Source organism: Dickeya poaceiphila (assembly GCF_007858975.2).
Classification (GTDB): domain Bacteria; phylum Pseudomonadota; class Gammaproteobacteria; order Enterobacterales; family Enterobacteriaceae; genus Dickeya; species Dickeya poaceiphila.
Genome location: NZ_CP042220.2, coordinates 2,626,658 through 2,645,418, shown reverse-complemented (window position 1 = coordinate 2,645,418; position 18,761 = coordinate 2,626,658). Strand labels below are relative to the sequence as shown.

At 57.0% G+C, this 18,761-nt stretch carries 15 protein-coding genes and 1 pseudogene; 12 read left to right on the top strand and 4 right to left on the bottom strand.

Annotated features, from left to right (window positions below; translation table 11 throughout):
- Window positions 1-168 precede the first annotated feature (168 nt).
- The 12 genes from Dpoa569_RS11720 (at window position 169) to Dpoa569_RS11665 (ending at window position 16,547) form a co-directional block, all read left to right on the top strand.
- On the top strand, window positions 169-2,286 hold the full coding sequence (locus tag Dpoa569_RS11720) for a TonB-dependent receptor (protein ID WP_128569699.1): 2,118 nt from the start codon (window positions 169-171) through the stop codon (window positions 2,284-2,286).
- Between the two features lie 110 nt (window positions 2,287-2,396).
- Complete coding sequence (locus Dpoa569_RS11715) at window positions 2,397-4,331, top strand: IucA/IucC family protein (protein WP_042869809.1); 1,935 nt, start codon at window positions 2,397-2,399, stop codon at window positions 4,329-4,331.
- A complete protein-coding gene (locus Dpoa569_RS11710; RefSeq protein WP_042869810.1) occupies window positions 4,324-5,577 on the top strand; it encodes a type III PLP-dependent enzyme in 1,254 nt (417 codons plus the stop codon). The genes Dpoa569_RS11715 and Dpoa569_RS11710 overlap by 8 nt, the downstream gene beginning before the upstream one ends.
- Window positions 5,567-7,015 carry a DHA2 family efflux MFS transporter permease subunit gene (locus Dpoa569_RS11705; protein ID WP_042869812.1) on the top strand — a complete coding sequence of 483 codons (1,449 nt, stop codon included), beginning with the start codon at window positions 5,567-5,569 and terminating at the stop codon, window positions 7,013-7,015. The genes Dpoa569_RS11710 and Dpoa569_RS11705 overlap by 11 nt, the downstream gene beginning before the upstream one ends.
- 54 nt (window positions 7,016-7,069) lie before the next feature.
- Window positions 7,070-8,926 carry an IucA/IucC family protein gene (locus Dpoa569_RS11700; protein WP_042869815.1) on the top strand — a complete coding sequence of 619 codons (1,857 nt, stop codon included), beginning with the start codon at window positions 7,070-7,072 and terminating at the stop codon, window positions 8,924-8,926.
- Window positions 8,920-9,696, top strand: a complete 777-nt coding sequence (locus tag Dpoa569_RS11695; RefSeq protein ID WP_042869817.1) for an HpcH/HpaI aldolase family protein — start codon at window positions 8,920-8,922, stop codon at window positions 9,694-9,696. The genes Dpoa569_RS11700 and Dpoa569_RS11695 overlap by 7 nt, the downstream gene beginning before the upstream one ends.
- Window positions 9,697-9,715: 19 nt before the next feature.
- The gene (locus Dpoa569_RS11690) at window positions 9,716-11,593 is read left to right on the top strand and encodes an IucA/IucC family protein (RefSeq protein WP_227983032.1); all 1,878 of its coding nucleotides are present in this window, start codon (window positions 9,716-9,718) and stop codon (window positions 11,591-11,593) included.
- 436 nt (window positions 11,594-12,029) lie between these two features.
- Entirely contained in the window at window positions 12,030-12,947 is a 918-nt protein-coding gene (locus tag Dpoa569_RS11685; RefSeq protein WP_042869819.1) for an ABC transporter substrate-binding protein, read from the top strand.
- Window positions 12,944-13,966 (top strand): FecCD family ABC transporter permease, encoded by a 1,023-nt coding sequence (locus Dpoa569_RS11680; protein ID WP_042869821.1) that lies wholly within the window; start codon window positions 12,944-12,946, stop codon window positions 13,964-13,966. The genes Dpoa569_RS11685 and Dpoa569_RS11680 overlap by 4 nt, the downstream gene beginning before the upstream one ends.
- Window positions 13,959-15,008 carry a FecCD family ABC transporter permease gene (locus Dpoa569_RS11675; protein WP_128569700.1) on the top strand — a complete coding sequence of 350 codons (1,050 nt, stop codon included), beginning with the start codon at window positions 13,959-13,961 and terminating at the stop codon, window positions 15,006-15,008. The genes Dpoa569_RS11680 and Dpoa569_RS11675 overlap by 8 nt, the downstream gene beginning before the upstream one ends.
- An 11-nt stretch (window positions 15,009-15,019) precedes the next feature.
- Window positions 15,020-15,829, top strand: coding sequence for an ABC transporter ATP-binding protein (locus tag Dpoa569_RS11670; protein ID WP_042869823.1), 810 nt, complete (start codon window positions 15,020-15,022; stop codon window positions 15,827-15,829).
- 94 nt (window positions 15,830-15,923) lie between these two features.
- Window positions 15,924-16,547, top strand: coding sequence for an RraA family protein (locus tag Dpoa569_RS11665; protein WP_042869826.1), 624 nt, complete (start codon window positions 15,924-15,926; stop codon window positions 16,545-16,547).
- A 79-nt stretch (window positions 16,548-16,626) separates the two neighbouring features.
- On the opposite strand, the pseudogene Dpoa569_RS11660 reads toward Dpoa569_RS11665, so the two are convergent.
- The 4 genes and pseudogenes from Dpoa569_RS11660 to Dpoa569_RS11645 form a co-directional block, all read right to left on the bottom strand.
- Window positions 16,627-16,759: pseudogene (locus Dpoa569_RS11660) on the bottom strand (type II toxin-antitoxin system HicB family antitoxin); the annotation flags it as partial.
- 88 nt (window positions 16,760-16,847) lie between these two features.
- Window positions 16,848-17,207 (bottom strand): type II toxin-antitoxin system HicB family antitoxin, encoded by a 360-nt coding sequence (locus Dpoa569_RS11655; protein WP_042869828.1) that lies wholly within the window; start codon window positions 17,205-17,207, stop codon window positions 16,848-16,850.
- Window positions 17,204-17,479: a type II toxin-antitoxin system HicA family toxin gene (locus Dpoa569_RS11650; protein ID WP_042869830.1), complete on the bottom strand. Its 276-nt coding sequence runs from the start codon at window positions 17,477-17,479 to the stop codon at window positions 17,204-17,206. The genes Dpoa569_RS11655 and Dpoa569_RS11650 overlap by 4 nt, the downstream gene beginning before the upstream one ends.
- Before the next feature lie 153 nt (window positions 17,480-17,632).
- Window positions 17,633-18,688, bottom strand: coding sequence for an MBL fold metallo-hydrolase (locus tag Dpoa569_RS11645; RefSeq protein WP_042869833.1), 1,056 nt, complete (start codon window positions 18,686-18,688; stop codon window positions 17,633-17,635).
- Window positions 18,689-18,761: the final 73 nt, after the last annotated feature.

The following is an 18,761-nucleotide window of genomic DNA, read 5'->3' as shown; positions in this document are numbered from 1 at the left end:
AGGCGATGTGTTTCCCGTAATCGTCTTGATAGCGAATAAAAATAACAGCAACCGGTTATCGGCGTAATTACGGCTATCACTCAAAACGGAAAAAATAACATTAATGATCTGTGCTGGCGGAGAATGCCAGTGTCTATTTTCTGGGAAAATAATAATGAGGTTGCAGGAATGAAAGTGCGGGCATTATATGCGTTGACGCCATTGTTTTTATTTGCACAGGCTGACGCAGCAGATAATACAAACAAAAATGAAAACGAAATAGTAGTGACGGCATCCCGAACGGATACTGAAAAGAAAGATTCGCCTCAGGTCGTGACGATTATTACCAAAGAACAGATCGACCAGCAGCGACAAATTACCAGTGATTCTTCCCAGATATTAAGTAATTTATTGCCGGCAATGGCGCCGAGCCGTCAGAAAATGAGTGGCAGCGGTGAAACTTTCCGTGGTCGCGCGCCGTTGATTCTGGTGGATGGTATTCCACAATCTAACCCATTGCGCCCCACCGGGCGCGAAATGCACACCATTGATTTTGCTATGGTGGACCACATCGAAGTGATTCACGGTGCCAGCGCCAGTAATGGCATCGGTGCGACCGGCGGCGTTATCAATATTATTACCCGTCGCCCGGAGCCAGGCTCGTTTAATCAGCATTTCAGCGTCGAGGCGACATCGCCAACCTCCAGACTGGATGGCGATACCATGAGCTATAAAACCACCTATGGGTTCAGTGGCCGTGAAGAGTATCTGGATTATCTGTTTTCAGTCAGTTATGAAGATCAGGGGCTGTTTCTTGATGGGAAAAATCGGCCTATCGGGGTTGATAATACTCAGGGCGATCTGATGGATTCCCGTGCCTATGATGTGATGGCGAAAGTCGGGTACTGGCTGGATAACGACCAGCGGGTACAGTTGAGCCTTAACCGTTATCAGATCAAGGGCAAAATGGACTATCTGGGGATCGCAGGCGACCGCAATAACGGCATCCCGACTACCTCAGTATCCGGGCGCCCGGTTGGCGATGCGCCGATGAACAGCGTCTGGACCACCAGCGCCACCTACGATAACTACAATCTGGCGGGTATGAAGTTCAGTTCACTGGCTTACTACCAGAATTATGAGTCGTTATTTGGTGCAGATACTTCCGATTCTTTTCAGGATGTTAGCCTCGCTCCGCTCAAGCGTCTGTATGACCAGTCTCGCGTAACGTCCAGCCGTTACGGCACAAAAGTAACGTTGACCAAAGACGATATCTGGGACGATTACCTGAAAGCGACCGTGGGCTTCGATACCCTGTTTGATACCGGCAAGCAGGATTTATGGTTGACTCAGCGCATCTATGCGCCTGAGATGAAGTACACCGATCTGTCGCCGTTTATGCAGTGGGACATTAAACCGGTGGATTCGTTGAAAATCACCACCGGAGTACGTTATGAGTATGCGCGTCTGGATATCGACAGCTTCCGTACCGTGGCGGCCAGTACCGTAGAAAAATCTAATAACAGCGCGGATGTGCAGGGCGGTCGCTTGAGTTTCAACAAGACGCTGTATAACGTCGGTGCGGTGTGGACCACGCCGTATCAGCCGCTAAGTCTGTTTGCCAACTACTCGCAGGGCTTCGGCATTCCCGATGTGGGTCGCACCTTGCGCGAGATTAAAATCCCAAATCAGTCGGTCAACATGTTGCTGCTGGAACCGATTGTGACGGATAACGTTGAAACCGGCTTCCGTATCCAGAAAGACCCGGTGGAGTTTGAACTGAGTTACTATCGCTCGACATCCAAGCTGGGCGAACGCGTAGAGGATGTGAACGGTACCTTCCAGAGCAAGCGTCAGAAAACCCGTATCGACGGTATCGAAACCTCATTGGGTTACAAAGTGAATGACGATCACCGCCTGAAAGTCGGTTATTCCCATATTCAGGGGTGGTTCGACAGCGATGGCAACGGCAGTCTCGATGGCAAGCTGGACGGGTTGAATATTCCGCCGGATCGCCTGACCGCCAGTTGGTCTGCGAATTGGACGCCGCAGTGGTCTTCCTTTATTCAGGCCAATTACGCCTTCGACAGAATTATGGATAAGCGTCAGCAGGACTTTAACGGTTATTTACTGGTGGATGCCGCCGTCGGTTATAAGTTACCGAAGGGTAAAGTTAATCTGGCTGTCTCCAATCTGTTTGACCGGGAATACATCACTTATTATTCGCAAAGCGCGATTGTGAATTCCCTGCGTTATTTCTCCGGTCGGGGAAGAACCGTGACATTAGGCTATAGCGTTGACTTCTGATTACTGTCCCGCCGAAAGGCGGGGCTATTTTCAATTATTTAACCAGGATAAGTAACCTTCACCACGTATATAACCCTCCACCGGTCGATAGTTATTCTTACGGAGCAGAGATGAACAACCGAAATCATGATGTTTTGTCCAGAATGATAAGCGAAAAAGCAGCCCTGCATGGGTTACTGAATTGTCTTATCAAAGAATTCGCCATACCGGAAGGGTATTTGCGATATGAATGGCCAGACGAAATGAAAGGGATTCCGCCGGGGGCCTATTTTGATGGTGCAGACTGGAAGGGCATTCCGATGGTTATTGGTTTGCCCAATCAACTGCAACTGTTTGTCATGGTGGACCGCTGCGACACCTTCGGCAGCCAGCATTACCTGTCTGATGTCTATCTGCGTCAGGCGCAGGATGACTGGCAATGCCCCGGTTTCGGCAGTCTGGTTGCACGTTTGCTGGCGGCGTGCGAGCACATCGCCGGGAGAAAAAACCCGGAGCTGTACGAACAGATTCTCCAGAGCCAGCAACTGGTTAGCGCCATTGTCAGCCACAATGGCAGTACGTGTACTGACATGCCGCTGCAGCACTATTTGCACAGCGAACAGGGATTGTGGTTTGGCCACCCCAGCCATCCTGCGCCGAAGGCGCGTTTGTGGCCGGCGCATCTCGGCCAGACGCAGTGGGCGCCGGAGTTTCAGGCTCGCGCGGCGTTGCACCTGTTCGAAGTTCCGCTTGACGGGTTGCATATCGGTGCCAACGGCCTGACGCCGCAACAGGTGCTGGAGGGGTTTGCCGACCAGCATTCAGCATCGCCTGGGCACGCCATCATCTGTATGCATCCGGTACAGGCGCAGCTATTTATGCAAGATGCGCGCGTACAGCAATTACTGAGCGATAGCATCATCCGTGATTTGGGGCAAAACGGACGCGTCGCCAGCCCGACGGCCTCTATTCGCACCTGGTTTATCGATGGTCACGATTACTTTATTAAAGGCTCGCTGAATGTTCGCATTACCAACTGCGTGCGTAAAAACGCCTGGTATGAACTGGAAAGCACGGTGCTGATCGACCTCCTGTTCCGGCAGTTGCTAACGCATCACGCCGACACGCTGGGCGGGTTGGCGGCGGCGGCTGAACCCGGCGTGGTGAGCTGGAGTCCGGCCAATGCCAGCGAGTCGGACCAGCACTGGTTCCGCGAGCAGACCGGCGGCATCCTGCGTGAGAATTTCTGTCGCCGCACCGGTGCAGAATGCAGCATCATGGCCGGTACATTGTTTGCCCGCGGCGTGGATTTACAGCCGATGATCCAAACCTTCCTGCGCACACACTATGGTGAGGTGCTGGATGACGCTGCGTTGCTGTGCTGGTTTGATGAGTATCAGACGCGGCTGCTGCGCCCGGTGCTGTCGCTGTTCTTCAATCACGGCGTGGTGATGGAACCCCATCTGCAAAACAGTGTGCTGGTGCATCAACACGGGCTGCCGCAGCAGGTGTTGTTGCGTGATTTTGAAGGCGTGAAGCTGACCGACGACCTCGGCATCCGCCATATCGGCGACGAGGTGCACCCACGCGTGCGTCAGTCGTTGTTGTACTCGCGTGAGCAGGGCTGGAATCGCATCATGTACTGCCTGTTTATTAACCACCTGTCTGAAGCCATTCTGGCCTTGAGCCACAGACGTGCGCATCTGGCGCCGTTGATGTGGCAACGGGTGCAGCAGCAACTGCGTGCTATTCAGGCTGAACTGAAACAACCTGCGCCGGAACTGGAGGCGTTGATCGCCGGTCAGCCGGTGGCGTGTAAAACCAATCTCAAGGTCCGACTGGCGGCAGAAGCTGATCGTCAGGCCAGCTATGTTCGCTTGCCGTCTCCCTGGGGCAGCGCGGCTCAGCATAACAGTACGGTTCAGCATAACAGTACGGTTCAGCATAGCAGCGCGGTCCAGAACAGCAGCACGCTCGCGCACAGCAGCGGCATAGCGCATGGCGAGGTTCGGCAGCACGCGGTACGGCATAGTGAGGTGCAACATAGCGAGGTGCAGCATGGCTAAGTTGCCCCAGCACGTTCACGAGGTGATTGTCCACCTGCAACAGCAACAGGCCGACCCGCTGGCCGCATTTGTGTATGACCTGACTGCGCTGCGCCAGCACGTCAGCGAGGTGATGGCGGCATTGCCGCCGGGTGTCGAACTCTATTACGCCATCAAAGCCAACAGCGAAAAACCGATTCTGGATGCGATTGCACCGCTGGTGCACGGGTTTGAAATTTCGTCGGGTGGCGAAATCGACCGCGTGGCCGGTTGTGCCACGCGCAAACCTTTCGTGTTCTCCGGGCCGGGCAAACTGGACTCGGATTTCGATCTGGCGCTGCAACAGGGCGTGGAAGCCATGCATGTAGAAAGCCGCCATGAGATTGCCCGCCTGCAACAGCGGGCGAAGCAGCATGGCGTGCTCCAGCCGGTGTTCATCCGCATCAATCCGGAACTGGCCTCGTCGCTGACCAGTAAACTGGCGATGGCTGGCACGCCGACGCCGTTCGGTATCGACGAAGCCGACCTGGCGGACGCGGTGCGCGATGTGGATAACGCCAGTCATCTGCAACTGAAAGGGTTCCATGTCCATGCCATGTCACACCAGATGAGCGTGGATCGCCATCAACAACTGCTGGATCTGTATCTGACACGCTGGCCGCAATGGAAAGCGTTGTCCGCGTATCCACAGCATATTACCCATATGAACGTAGGCGGCGGCATCGGCGTGCCGTACCTGACGCCATCGCGTTTCGACTGGCCGGCACTGTGCGATTACCTGCAGACGTGGCTGGCGCAACAACCCGATGCGCCGGTAGTCCGTTTTGAACCGGGGCGTTTCATCAGCGCCTACTGTGGTTATTACGCCATCGAGGTGCTGGATAAAAAGCGCAGCCACGGTAAACATTTTCTGGTTTGCCGCGGCGGTACCCATCAGTTCCGCCTGCCGGTAGCGCAAGGTCACGACCATCCGATTATTCACCTGCCACTGGGGTCAGCGCTGGCAACGGGGGAGACGTGCGACTGGACGGTGGTCGGCCAATTGTGCACGCCGAAAGATGTGCTCAGCCGCGATCAGCGTCTGACCGACGTCAACATCGGGGATCTGCTGGTGCTGCCGCTGGCAGGCGCCTACGGCTACAACATTTCTCATGCTGATTTCCTGTGTCATCCGCGCCCTGTGCAATATTTCATCACTGACGAAGGCGTTATCACGGCGAACGGCACCAGCATGGATGTAACCGGAGCGGTGTGCCGTGTCTCATAGCGTCGTACCCCGCTGGCTGGTGGTGGTGAATGTGCTGCTCGGCACGACTACCGTCAGCCTGAATAACAGTTCGCTGAATCCGGCGTTGCCTGCATTTATTGAGGTGTTTCACATCGGGCCGTTGCTGGCTACCTGGATCGTCGCGGCGTTCATGGTCAGCATGGGGATGACCATGCCGCTGACGGGGTATCTCGGTCACCGGCTGGGCAATAAACCGCTCTACCTGCTGGGTGTGGCGCTGTTTATCACCGGTTCGCTGCTGGGCGCGCTGGCGGATTCCATCTCGCTGGTGATCGCCGCCCGTACGGTGCAGGGCATCGCCAGTGGGTTGATGATCCCGCTGTCGCTGACGCTGATTTTTTCGGTGTACCCCAAACAGGAACGCGGCGGCATTACCGGCGTCTGGGGCGCCATCGTGATGCTGGCTCCAGCGCTGGGACCGCTGTGCGGCGGCATTATGCTGGAGTGGTTTAGCTGGCGGGCGCTGTTCGCCATGAACATTCCTGTTGGTGCGCTGGCGCTGTTGATGGGGCTGGTGGTATTGCCGAAAACCGCACCGGGTGGGCCTAAACCGTTCGATCTGACCGGCTATCTACTGGTGTCCGCCGGTATTGGTTTGCTGATGGTGGCAACCGGGCGATTGCACCATGCCGCCGCACTGGTGAATCCGCTCAACCTGCTGATGCTGCTGGTAGCCGTGGTGTGCCTGGCGGCATTTGTCCGTGTCGAACTGCGCAAGCGCGAGCCGCTGCTCAATCTGCGTATTTTTCAACTGCACGGCTATCGGTTGAGCGTGGTGATTGCGGTAGTGCAGTCGGTCGGGATGTTCGAATGTCTGGTGCTGTTGCCGATGCTGGTGCAGATGGTAATGGGTTACAGCGCGCTCTGGACCGGGCTGGCGCTATTGTGCACGGCGTTGTTTGCCAGCCTGTTCGGCAAAGTTGGCGGCAACCTGCTTGATCGCCACGGTCCGGCGCGGGTAGTGGGGTGCGGCGTGTTGCTGACCGCGCTGGCGACCATCGGTTTAGGCATGGTGGGGGCGCAGTCATCCATTGGCGTGGTGTGCGGCTGGATGATACTGCGTGGCATCGGGCTGGGGTTGTCCTACATGCCGGTGACCACCGCCGGGTTGAATGTACTGCCGGAAACGCTGGTCACGCAGGGGGCGGCGATGAACAACATTTCACGGCGTCTGGTGTCATCGCTGGCGATCGTGGTGGCCTCGCTGTACCTCGAATTCCGGCTGGCGGACAGTGGGCTAGCGTACGACGTGGTGCGCGCTTCGGCCATCAGCGAAACCTTTATCGCCACTGGTGTGTTGATCATGCTGGCGCTGCCGTGCGCCTTGCGTTTTCCCTCGGTGAGCGATGATGCCGCAGCGAATGCCCTGTTGGCTGGCGCATCAGCATCGCAGGTGGGTATGCGGGAACCGCGCTAAGGCGTGGTTGATGACTGCAACGTTATTTTTTACTGAATAAGGTTAAGAGATCGTATGGAAACATTATCCCCCGCTGTATTGCAGGATATCGCCTGCGACTGGTTGTTGCAGATGGATGCGCAACGTTATCAACGGGTAGAGCAGCGTGTGGTCGGGCAGTTGCTACAAACGTTGCTGTATGAGGATGTGCTGCCTTATCGCCGCACGCCGCTCAGCGATGGCAACAGTCAGTTTGTGATAACCGGGCGTGATGCGCAGCAGGCACCGGTGGAATACCGTTGCAACGGGTTGTTGAGCGACAGCTTTTGTCTAATCCGCCTCGATTACGCCAGCGTGAAACGTATCGGCCCGGATGGTGACGCGCAGTCGCCCAACCTGCACCAGATGTTGGAGGAACTGCTGGGCGAGCAGGAGAACAATCCGTTCCTGACGCGTTTCGTGCAGGAACTGGAACAGACTCAACTGAAGGATTTGCAGTCGCGTGCGCAGGATTATCAACCCGGCAAACCGGCGCATCAGCTCAGTGTTGACGAGCTGGAGCGCCATTTTATGGATGCGCATAGCTACCATCCCTGCTACAAGTCGCGCATCGGCTTCAGCCTGCAGGATAATGTTCAGTGGGGACCGGAATTCGGCCAGTCTTTTGCTATCGTCTGGCTGGCGCTGGCGAAGCAGCGGGCGTCTGCCAACCATTCGGCCAAACTGAATCTGGATGATTTTTTGCAAGCCGAATTTGGCGAAGCGCGCTGGCAGGCGTTTGGCGAGCAGTTGGCGAGTCAGGGGCGCAAGGCGCAGGACTACCAACTGATACCGGTGCACCCGTGGCAGTGGAAAAATGTGATTGCGCCGGTGTTTTATCCGGAACTGGTCAGCGGCGAGCTGATTTACCTCGGTGAGTCCGATGATCGCTGGCAGGCGCAGCAGTCGATTCGTACGCTGGCGAACGTGACGGAAAAAACGCGTCCTTACGTCAAGCTGGCGATGAGCATGACCAACACCTCCAGCACCCGTATTCTGGCGCGGCACACCGTGATGAACGGGCCGATTATTACCGACTGGCTGCAACAGTTGATCGACACCGATCAGACTGCCCGCAACCTGAAATTCGTGATTCTCGGCGAAGTCGCCGGGGTAAGTTTCGACACTCAACCGCTGCCAGCCACTCGCATGGCGCAAGCCTATGGCGTGATGGGCGCTATCTGGCGCGAAAGCATCCATCAGTATCTGCAACCGGATGAGCAGGCAGTGCCGTTCAACGGGCTGAGCCATGTCGAACACCGTTACGACGGCGGCGAGCAGGCACCGTTTATCGATGCCTGGATTCGTCAGTACGGGCTGGAGGCCTGGACCCGCCAGCTGCTGGACGTCACCGTGTCGCCGGTCATCCACATGCTGTATGCCGAGGGTATCGGCATGGAGTCGCACGGTCAGAATATCGTACTGATCGTGCGTGACGGCTGGCCGCAGCGCATCGCGCTCAAAGATTTTCATGACGGCGTGCGCTATTCTCCGGACCATCTGGCGCGCCCGGCGATGCGCCCGGATCTGGTGCCGTTGCCTGCCAGCCACGCCAAAATCAACCGCAACTCGTTTATTTTTACTGACGACGTCAACGCGGTGCGCGACTTCACCTGCGATTCGTTCTTCTTCATTTGTCTGGCGGAAATGGCGGTTTTCCTGCGTCAGCATTACCACCTGCCGGAGATGCGCTTTTGGGAAATGACCGCGGAGGTGGTGCTGCGTTATCAGGCTGAGCACCCGCAACACCGTTCGCGCTATGCACTGTTTGATGTGTTTGCGCCGACTTACGAGGTGGAAGAACTGACCAAACGCCGGTTGCTGGGCGATGGCGAGCGCCGCTTTAAATCGGTGCCGAATCCGCTGCACCCGTTCAGGCCATCGTCGTGCTAAGAACTAACCAACTCAAGCGCAAGCTGGCGGCAGGCACGTCGGTCTACGGGTTGATTGCCTCGATTCCCTCGCCGGTATCGGTGGAGTTAATCGCCGAAGCCGGGTTCGATTTTGTGATTATCGATAGCGAACATGTGCTGATTAACCCGGAAACGGTGGAGAACATGATCCGGGTGGCGGAAAGCTACGCACTAACGCCACTGGTGCGGGTGGCGGATGCTAACCCCAAAACCATGCTGCGCCTGTTGGATGGCGGCGCGCAAGGCATTGTGCTGCCGATGGTAGAACAGGCTGAGCAGGTGCAGGCAGCGGTACGCGCCTGCCATTACTACCCACAGGGCGAGCGCAGCCTTAACAGTGGCCGCCCCGGCGCCTTCGGCAAGCACAGCCTGGCGGAATACGTCGCGCTGGCGAACCGGGAAATCATGCTGGTGGCGATGATCGAAAGCGCTGAGGGCGTGCGTCAGGCTGAGGCAATCGCCGCGGTGGCGGGGCTGGACATGATTCTGGAGGGCGCGGCGGATCTTTCCCAATCGCTGGGTTTGCCGTGGCAGACCGCGGCACCGCCGGTGCAGGACGCATTGGCCGAAGTGCGGCGTGCTGCGAAGGTACATGGCGTGACCTATTGCGCTATTCCCCGCCAGCCCGACGACCATGCCCACTGGCGCGAGCAAGGCGTGCGCGCATTTGTTTTGGGCGACGAGCGCGGCATCGCGTTTCGTGCTTTACAGGCCAGACTGGCCACAACGATTTCAGCAGAAGGACAGTAATCCAATGGAAAGTCATGTGATGAAAAATACGTCTCACTACAGGGATGCCAGCCACAGCGTGATGCAGGATCTGGTGGATTGCCTGCTGGCCGAAGAATTTTTCGGCCCACAGCCGCTGGCGCTGTGCACTGCCGACGAATGGCAACAACAATATGGACAAGCGACGCCGTTTGGCGTGCTGGATAGCACCGTCCGCCTGTGGCGCTGGTGTAGCGATGAACGAGAACAGCGTCATCTGGTGGCGGCGTTGCGCCCTGGTATTACCCAGCGCTGGGAAAAGGTACCGGGCACCACGGTTTACGCCTGGCAGCAGGGCGGTAATGACTGGCGCGAGCTGGAGCCGGAAAGCTTCATGAAGCTGGTGTTCGCCGGTCAGCACAGTGAAGAAGATAATGCCAAAGGTCAGGCGCTGTTTCTGGATGTGCTTAACACCAGCGTTGAGCAGACCGCGCTGTCGCGTGAGCACCGTATCGACACCGATGAGTTGCTCGCACGTAGCAATGCCGATTTCTTTCATGTGATGGAGCAGTGGGCCTCGTTGCGCGACCGTCCGTTTCATCCGACCGCCAAGGCTAAACAGGGGCTGAATGCTGAAGAATATCGCCGTTACGTGGCGGAGTTTGCTGTACCGGTAGCGCTGAACTGGGTAGCGGTGGCGAAAGACCGGCTGCAATGCGGCGATGGCATCAGCGACACGGCTGACCAGTACCCGGCGCATTACCTATTACCGCAGGCGGAACAGGTTGTATTGCAACAAGAATTGGCCGCGCGAGGTATCGCTGACACCCACATCGCCTTGCCGGTGCATCCGTGGCAGTTCGATCATATTCTGGAAACCCAACTGGGCGACGCCTTTCGCAACGGCGACTGCCAGAGGCTGGATTTCAGCGCCGCGCGTTATCTGCCGACCTCGTCATTGCGTTCCATGACGCCGTGTTTCGCCAGCGCTGACTACCTCAAGCTGCCGATGGCGGTGTATTCGCTGGGTGCGTCACGCTATTTGCCGGCAGTGAAAATGATCAACGGCGGATTAAGTGAAGTGCTGTTGCGCCAGGCACGTGAAAAAGACGCCGTGTTGCAGCAACGGTTGTATCTGTGCGATGAAAGCAAATGGTGGGCGTTTATGCCGCCGCAGGCCACGTTGTTCGATGAAGCGCCGCGCCACCTGTCGGCGATGGTGCGCAGTTATCCGGGCGAGCTGTTCGAGGATACCGACTACCGGCTGCTGCCGATGGCGGCGCTGGGTACGCCGTTGCCGGGCAGCCGTCGTCACTTCTTTGACGACTGGCTGGCCTATCGTGGTTTGCCAACAAACGCGGATTCCGTTTTGACGTTGTTTGCCGAGCTTTGCCATTGTTTCTTCGACATTAATTTCCGTATGTTCCGGTTAGGGATGTTGGGTGAGATCCACGGGCAGAACGCGGTATTGGTGTGGAAAGCTGGTCAGGCCCACGGCCTGCTGCTGCGAGACCACGACTCGCTGCGAATTCATGTGCCGACACTGGAACAGAACGGTATGCAAGACCCGGTGTACCGTATCAAGCAAGGCCATGCCAACACGCTTTACCATGAGCGTCTGGATGACCTGCTATTCTGGCTGCAAACGTTGGGGATTCAGGTCAACATGCGGGCGATTATCGAAACGCTGTCGCAGACCTATGATCTGGATGCGGCGACGCTGTGGGGCGTGATGCGTAATGAAATCAACGGTGCGATTGACCGTGCCGGTTTTGCCGCCGACACGCAGACAATGCTGAAAACCCACTTGTTCGAGGCACCGAACTGGCCGCAGAAACTGCTGATCACCCCGATGATCGCCCGCGCCGGCGGACCGGGGAGTATGCCGTTCGGCAAGGGAGAGGTGATTAACCCGTTTCAGGCCATTATTGGTAAATAGATTGTTAACGAACAATAGAGCGTCGTTATCGGGTTCATGTAAAGACAGAGAGATATTTCGTGCGGGATAGACTGCATTGCTTCTTTGCTACTTCATCGCACGCACGACAAGGAGAGGTTCAGCGCCACCTCTCCTTGACCACTGGCTGGTGGCTAAACTGTGCCGCTACGCGGTACCTTCGGCGTTCGTCTTCGCTGTTCGGGCCGCCCGTGACGCGGTTACTCGCCCCATCCATGGGGCTTGCCCTTCGGGCCAGCGTAAACGCTGTTCAAAAACGTTCCCGACGTTTTTGTCCGGAGCGGCACGGGCTTTCGCCGCGTCCATGCGGCTCACCCGGCGAAAACGAACACCTCAGCACAGTTTTTGACGCCAGGGATCTCCCCTTTGAACGTAACGGGGTGGTCATCACTATGGAAAAGGCAGATCACACAAAACCGTGAATGAGTATTTAGTTTCGCGCCGCCGATTGCTGCGGTGGTCGTTAAGCCTGTTGCCGCTGGGACTTTCCCGGCCTGTTCTGGCTCAGTCGTTGGTGATGCCGCAACGGGTTATCACCTTGTTTCAGGGCGCGACGGATACCGCTGTGGCGCTCGGCGTCACGCCTGCCGGGGTGGTGGATTCGTGGAGCGAGAAGCCGATGTACCGCTACCTGCGTCCGGCGCTGGCCGGGGTGCCGCATGTAGGGCTGGAAACCCAACCCAGCCTGGAAGACATTGTGCTGTTAAAGCCCGATACCATCGTCGCTTCGCGTTTTCGTCACCAGCGACTGGAGCCACTGCTGTCGCAGATCGCGCCGGTGGTGATGCTGGATGAAATCTACCAGTTCAAGAAAACGGTGCAGGTGATGGGGCAGGCGCTTGGGCGTCAGGCGGTGGCCGACACGTTACTGCAACACTGGCAGCAGCGAGTAAATGGGTTGCGTGAACAGTTGCAACGCAAGTTTGGCGGCGACTGGCCGCCGACCGTGTCGATACTGGATATCCGCGAAGACCATATCCGCAGCTATTTGCCCGGTAGTTTTCCCGGTTCGGTGTTGAGTGAACTGGGGTTTGGCTGGAGCGACGCCAGCCGCGCCCAGCCGGGTGTCTCCCTCAAACTGACCAACAAAGAGAGCATCCCGGTGGTGGATGCCGATATCTTTTTTATTTTTCTGCGATCCGAGAGTCCCTCTGTGCAACGCAACTATGAATCGCTGATTCGTCACCCGCTGTGGCAGCAACTGCGCGCCCCGCGGCGCAATCAGGTATGGGTGGTCAATGGCGTCACCTGGAGTTTGTCCGGCGGTATTCTGGGCGCCAACATGATGCTGGACGATATCGCCCGCGTCACCGGCCTCGCCGGAGGTGCGTCATGAGTCATGTGGTGATAGCGACCGGTAAACGGAAAGCGCCCGGTCTGGTGCTGGTGATCGGTGGTATCTGCCTGCTGGCGTTGGCGTTTCTCAGCCTGATGGTTGGGCCGATAAGGATTACACCGGCACAGGTGCTGGGGGCGTTGTGGCATCCGGACCCACTTAACGTCAGCCATATTCTGGTCACCTCGACGCGCCTGTCGCGCACGCTGATAGCCATTGTGGTGGGTGCCAGTCTGGCGGTGGCAGGCGCATTGATGCAGGTGCTGACCCGTAACCCGCTGGCGTCGCCGGGGCTGTTTGGTATTAACGCCGGGGCGATGTTTTTCCTGATTGTCTGTGTGTCGCTGTTTCCCAAGGTGGCGATGTCGGTGTGGCTGTGGTCGGCGTTTGCCGGTGCAGCCGTGGCCGGGTGTCTGGTATGGCTTATCGGCACCATGGGCAAAGGCAGCCTGAACCCGCTGCGTATGGTACTGGCGGGCGCGGCCATCACCGCCATGTTCGCTGCGTTTAGTCAGGCCATGCTGGTGGTGAATCAGGAAGGGCTGGATACGGTGTTGTTCTGGCTGGCGGGTTCGGTAGCTGACCGCGAGCTGGCGACGGTGTTGCCGCTGATGGGTTACTGTCTGACGGGGCTGATCGGTGCGCTGCTGTTGTCGGGGCAGGTTAACGTGCTGAATGCTGGTGACGTTATCGCCCGTGGATTAGGGCAGCGCACCGGACACATCCGACTGTTGATGAGCCTGCTTGTTATCGTACTGGCTGGTGGTGCGGTGGCGATGGCGGGCAGTATTGGTTTTGTCGGGCTGGTTGTGCCGCATATGGTGCGAAAACTGTTGCCTGCTGATCATCGCTGGTTGTTGCCCGGCTGTGCGCTGCTGGGTGCTGCGTTGCTGTTGCTGGCGGATATTATGGCGCGGGTGGTGATTGTGCCGCAGGAAGTGCCGGTCGGTGTGATGACCGCGCTGTTCGGCGCGCCGTTCTTCATTTTCCTGCTGCGTCGCGGAGGCCGTCATGGATAAGCGCGAGGGGATGGAACGGGTACTGGTGTGGCGGCAGGGGGGCTTTTCCCGTCAGATTGACCTGACTACTGTTGGCCGGGTCGTGTTGGCTCTACTGCTGGTGCTGGCGGTGATGGTGGCGTCGCTTGGCGTCGGCAAGCTGATGCTGTCGCCGTGGGAGGTGCTGCGGGCGTTGGTCTCGTCGCAGTCAGAAGGCGCGACGCTGATCGTACAGCAATTACGGTTGCCGCGGGTGGTGTTGGCTATTCTGGTCGGCGGCGCGCTGGCGGTATCCGGGTTGATTTTGCAGTCAATGATCCGAAACCCTCTGGCGTCGCCGGATATTCTGGGGATTACCAGCGGTGCCAGCGCGGCGGCGGTGTTATACCTGTCGTTTCTTGCCGCCACCGTGGGGACGCACTACCTGCCGCTGGCGGCGATGACTGGGGCAGCGGTGGCGGCGCTGGCGGTGTATTGGCTGGCGTGGCAGTCGGGCGTGTCGCCGCAACGGCTGGTGCTGACGGGCGTCGGCGTGTCGGCGTTGCTGACCGCGGCAACTACCTTCATGCTGGTGTTCAGCCCGCTTACCACCACATTGTCGGCCTATGTCTGGCTGACCGGCAGCGTCTACGGCGCCAGCTGGCGTGAAACCCGTGAGCTGGGCGGTTGGCTGCTGCTGAGTGTGCCGTGGCTGGTGTGGCTGGAGCGTCAGGTACGGGTACAGCAACTGGACGATGGGCTGGCGCAGGGCATTGGCGTGCGGGTACAGTGGCTGCGTCTGGCGCTGCTGCTGCTCAGCGTGGCGCTGGCAGGCGCAGCGATTGCCTGGGGTGGCGCGATGGCGTTCGTCGGGTTGATCGCGCCGCACATTGCCAAACGGCTGGTAGCGCCAACCTTTGCCGGGCAGGCGGTGATGGCATTTCTCTGTGGCGGCGGGTTGGTGATGGTAGCAGACCTGTGTGGCCGAACGCTGTTTTTGCCGCTGGACCTGCCCGCCGGGATTTTTGTATCGGCACTGGGTACGCCGTTCTTTCTGTATTTGCTGATTAAACAACGTCATTAAGGAAACGGATGATGACTGCCATTACCAGCCGGGCGCTGACCCTCGGTTATGCCAATCAGACCATTATCGACAATCTGGATATTCAATTACCGAAGGGCAGGGTATCGGTGCTGATTGGTAGCAACGGGTGCGGCAAAAGCACACTGCTTAAATCTTTCGCCCGGTTGCTCAAGCCGCTGAGCGGTACGGTAATCCTCAATGGCGAGGACATCCACCGCAAGTCCACCGCCGAGGTGGCGCGAGAACTGGCGATTTTGCCGCAGATGCCGGACGCGCCGGAAGGCATTACCGTAAAACAGCTGGTCAGCTTGGGGCGTTATCCGTATCAGAACTGGTTGCAGCAGTGGTCGCAGGAAGACGAACGGATGGTGAACCTCGCGTTGGTGCAAACCGGCACTGATATGCTGGCAGACAGACCGGTGGATGCCTTATCCGGCGGTCAGCGCCAGCGGGTGTGGATTGCCATGACGCTGGCGCAGGATACCGAAGTGGTGCTGCTGGATGAACCCACCACCTTTCTCGATCTGGCGCACCAGATCGAAGTGCTGGATTTGCTGCGTGAACTGAATCGTCAGCATGGCAAAACCATCATCATGGTATTGCATGACCTTAATCTGGCCTGTCGCTACGCCGATCATATGGTAGCGGTACATAACCGTACCGCGTTTGCACAGGGTTCGCCGGCTAGCATTCTGGACGAAGCGCTGGTTAAAACGGTGTTCAATCTGGACTGCCGCATTATCTCCGATCCATTTTTCCATACGCCATTGTGTATTCCGTTCGGGCGCGAGAAACCGCAGTCGGGGGCGGCGGTGGCATAAATGTGGCCGGGTAAGAGAACCAACGCATCGGCAGCGTGAAGTATGACGGGTATAACGCCTCGTTGATGACGTATCCACCATTTCAGGAAACAGGATGAATTATCAAATCATTCCCCGTGTGTCGCCGGTTAGTGATGACCTGCTGGCAGACTACCGCCACATCAGTACCTCCACGCTGGGGCATTTGATGGAAAGCGGCTATTTATACGGCATCCAGCCACTCGTGCCGGATGTGCGGATGGTCGGCAACGTAGTGACGGTGAAACTGTGCCCGCCGGACGGCGGTGTACTGCGTGAAGCGCTGTTGCTGAGCCAGCCTGGCGATGTACTGGTTATCGATGCTTCGGATGAGGAAACGCGCGCCTGCTGGGGCGAACTGCGTACGCTGGCGGCGAAAGTGAAAGGGCTGGCGGGGGTTGTCGTAGCTGGCGCGGTGACGGATTCACGCGCGCTGCGTCAACTGGGGCTGCCGGTGTTTTGCAAAGGCATCAGTGCGATTACCACCCGCACGCTGGGAACCGCTGGTGCGGTTAATGTGCCGGTGACGGTCGCCGGGGTGACGGTGCATCCCGGCGATGTGGCGATAGGCGATGACGACGGCGTGTTTATCCTGAGTCCCTCTGCCGCCCGCGAGTGGCTGGAGAAAGCGCAACATAAGGAACTCGCGGATGCGGAACGTCGGGACGCGCTGTGGCGGAAATTACCGGAGGCTTTCTGATATCGATGTAAACAAAAAACCTGCCGAGGCAGGTTTCAGAATAAAGGTTAGCGAATTGATGAAATCTGCGCTAACGCTACTCAATGTGATCGGTAATCGCGTCTTTGGCCTTGGTGATTATCACCTGCGGAGGAACAGCCCGACAGATCTGGCACTATCACGCCGTATGCATGAGTATTGTCGCCTGCTTCAATTGCAATTGGATAAAACATCATTCAGCCTTTTCACTCATTGAATTTTATGACTCAAGAGAAAGCCCACCGGAATTGGCAGGCTGGATATCAATATTTGAAGTGAACGTTACGCGTGTTTTATTCTCTCATTAAGTGTCTCAATAATGAATGAGTTCACAGAAACGTCATGCTCAGCGGCGGCCTGATTTAAACGTTCGCCAAATGATTCAGGATAACGCAGTGTGAACGTCTTAATTTTTTCTTGCCGAGTGTAAGGCTCGATACCTGATGCACTACAGTCATCCAGATATTCATGTAGTGAAATCTCACCTTCTTTTTTCAGCCCTTGAATGCTGTCCGATACAAAATCACAATAGCCAGTCAGACCAAGAAACTTGCCACGAAATGCGCCAAGTTCCGGCACATAGCTGATAACAGCCGGTTGTCCAGCTATTTCAATCGTGTTTGGTGCAGATAGTTTGCTCATGGCTTCACTCCTATGCTTTCAAGCCAGTCGCGCAGGTTGGCTACTGCGCCTTTATCCGTATCTGGTGAAGGGTGTGGGCGATGAAAGTTGGCGATACTGCCATTAAGGAGAAACTTACAACGCGAACCTCGGCCCTCTTTGACTTCCCCTCCCAGCGCTTTTATCAGTGACTCGATATCCACCCATTTGATACCTGACTGAACAGGAGATTTAAACACCTGTTCAAGCGTGTTTTTTTGCCTCTTGCGTAATGATGAGACGTGTTCTTTCATTCCCTTGCCTCACGACGTCACCTTATGAAGTCATTATCAAATTCATCATAAATGAAGTCAAGATGTGAAGTCGCACTGCGTAGGCGAATTTACCATCCTTCCTATGACAATACTAACGCGTCATTCGCCCGATTTTTCATCCCCCACTCTCAGCTATTCCACATCCTGGACCGCGTTTCTGGCGATAGGTCGTGACGGTAGCGCATCAACGTCTTTCTCCCACCACAGCGGCGTGGTAATGGGTATCCCCAGCGTGACCACTTCACCCAGCATCGGTGTCAGCATCGGTATCTGTCGCTCCTGAGCCAACCGGCTGCTGCTGCGCACCGGGTCGGCCCAGTCGTGAAACGCCAGCGCAAACATGCCCCAGTGGATCGGCATAAACAGGCGGGCGCGCACGTCCTGTACCGCCTGTATGGTCTGCTCCGGGTGCATGTGCGAATCCGGCCAGCGTTCGTTGTACTGTCCGTTTTCCATAAACGCCAGAGAGAACGGACCGAAGCGTTCGCCGATCTCACGAAAGTGCTCGCCGTAACCGGAATCGCCGCTGAAAAAGAGTCGGTCCCGTTGTCCTTCAATCACCCAGGAGGCCCACAACGTTGTGTTGCGGCCCGACAAACTGCGGCCAGAAAAATGGTGTGACGGCGTGGCGGTGAACCTGATGCCGTTGAGCGTATGAGATTGATACCAGTCCAGTTCCTGAATCCGATCCGCTGCAATCCCCCATTTTTGCAGGTGCTGGCCTACTTTTAGCGGAACGATAAAGCGGGTTGCGGTGTTGCGAAAGGCGCGAATCGTCTGTTCATCCAGATGGTCGTAGTGGTCGTGCGACAGCAGAATGATGTCGATATCCGGCAGCGCTGCGCGCGGCAACACTGGCGGCTGAAAACGGCGGAACATAAAGCTAAACGGCGATACGCTGGCGGAAAACACCGGGTCTATCAGAATACGGGTATCGTCCAGATTGAGCAGCAGGGTGGAATGCCCGAACCAAATGAATTTGAGACGTTCGTCAGCAGCCAGGAAGGCCGTGAGATCGGGGGATATCTCCGGTAGCCGTTTGGGTGGTACGCGACCCCGGCGCTGAAAACCAAGCCGCCATAGCAGCGACAACGTTTGCCACAGACCCATCCGCGATGTATTCGACGGACGCAGATTGAAAAATCGTCCGGTTTGCAGATTGTAGTGCGGCCTGATGTGATCTGGCATAGGTCTTCCTGATAGGTTGGGTAAGCTGAGTAGTGCGTCAAAATGTGATGAGGCTATCAATTTCGCCATGAGT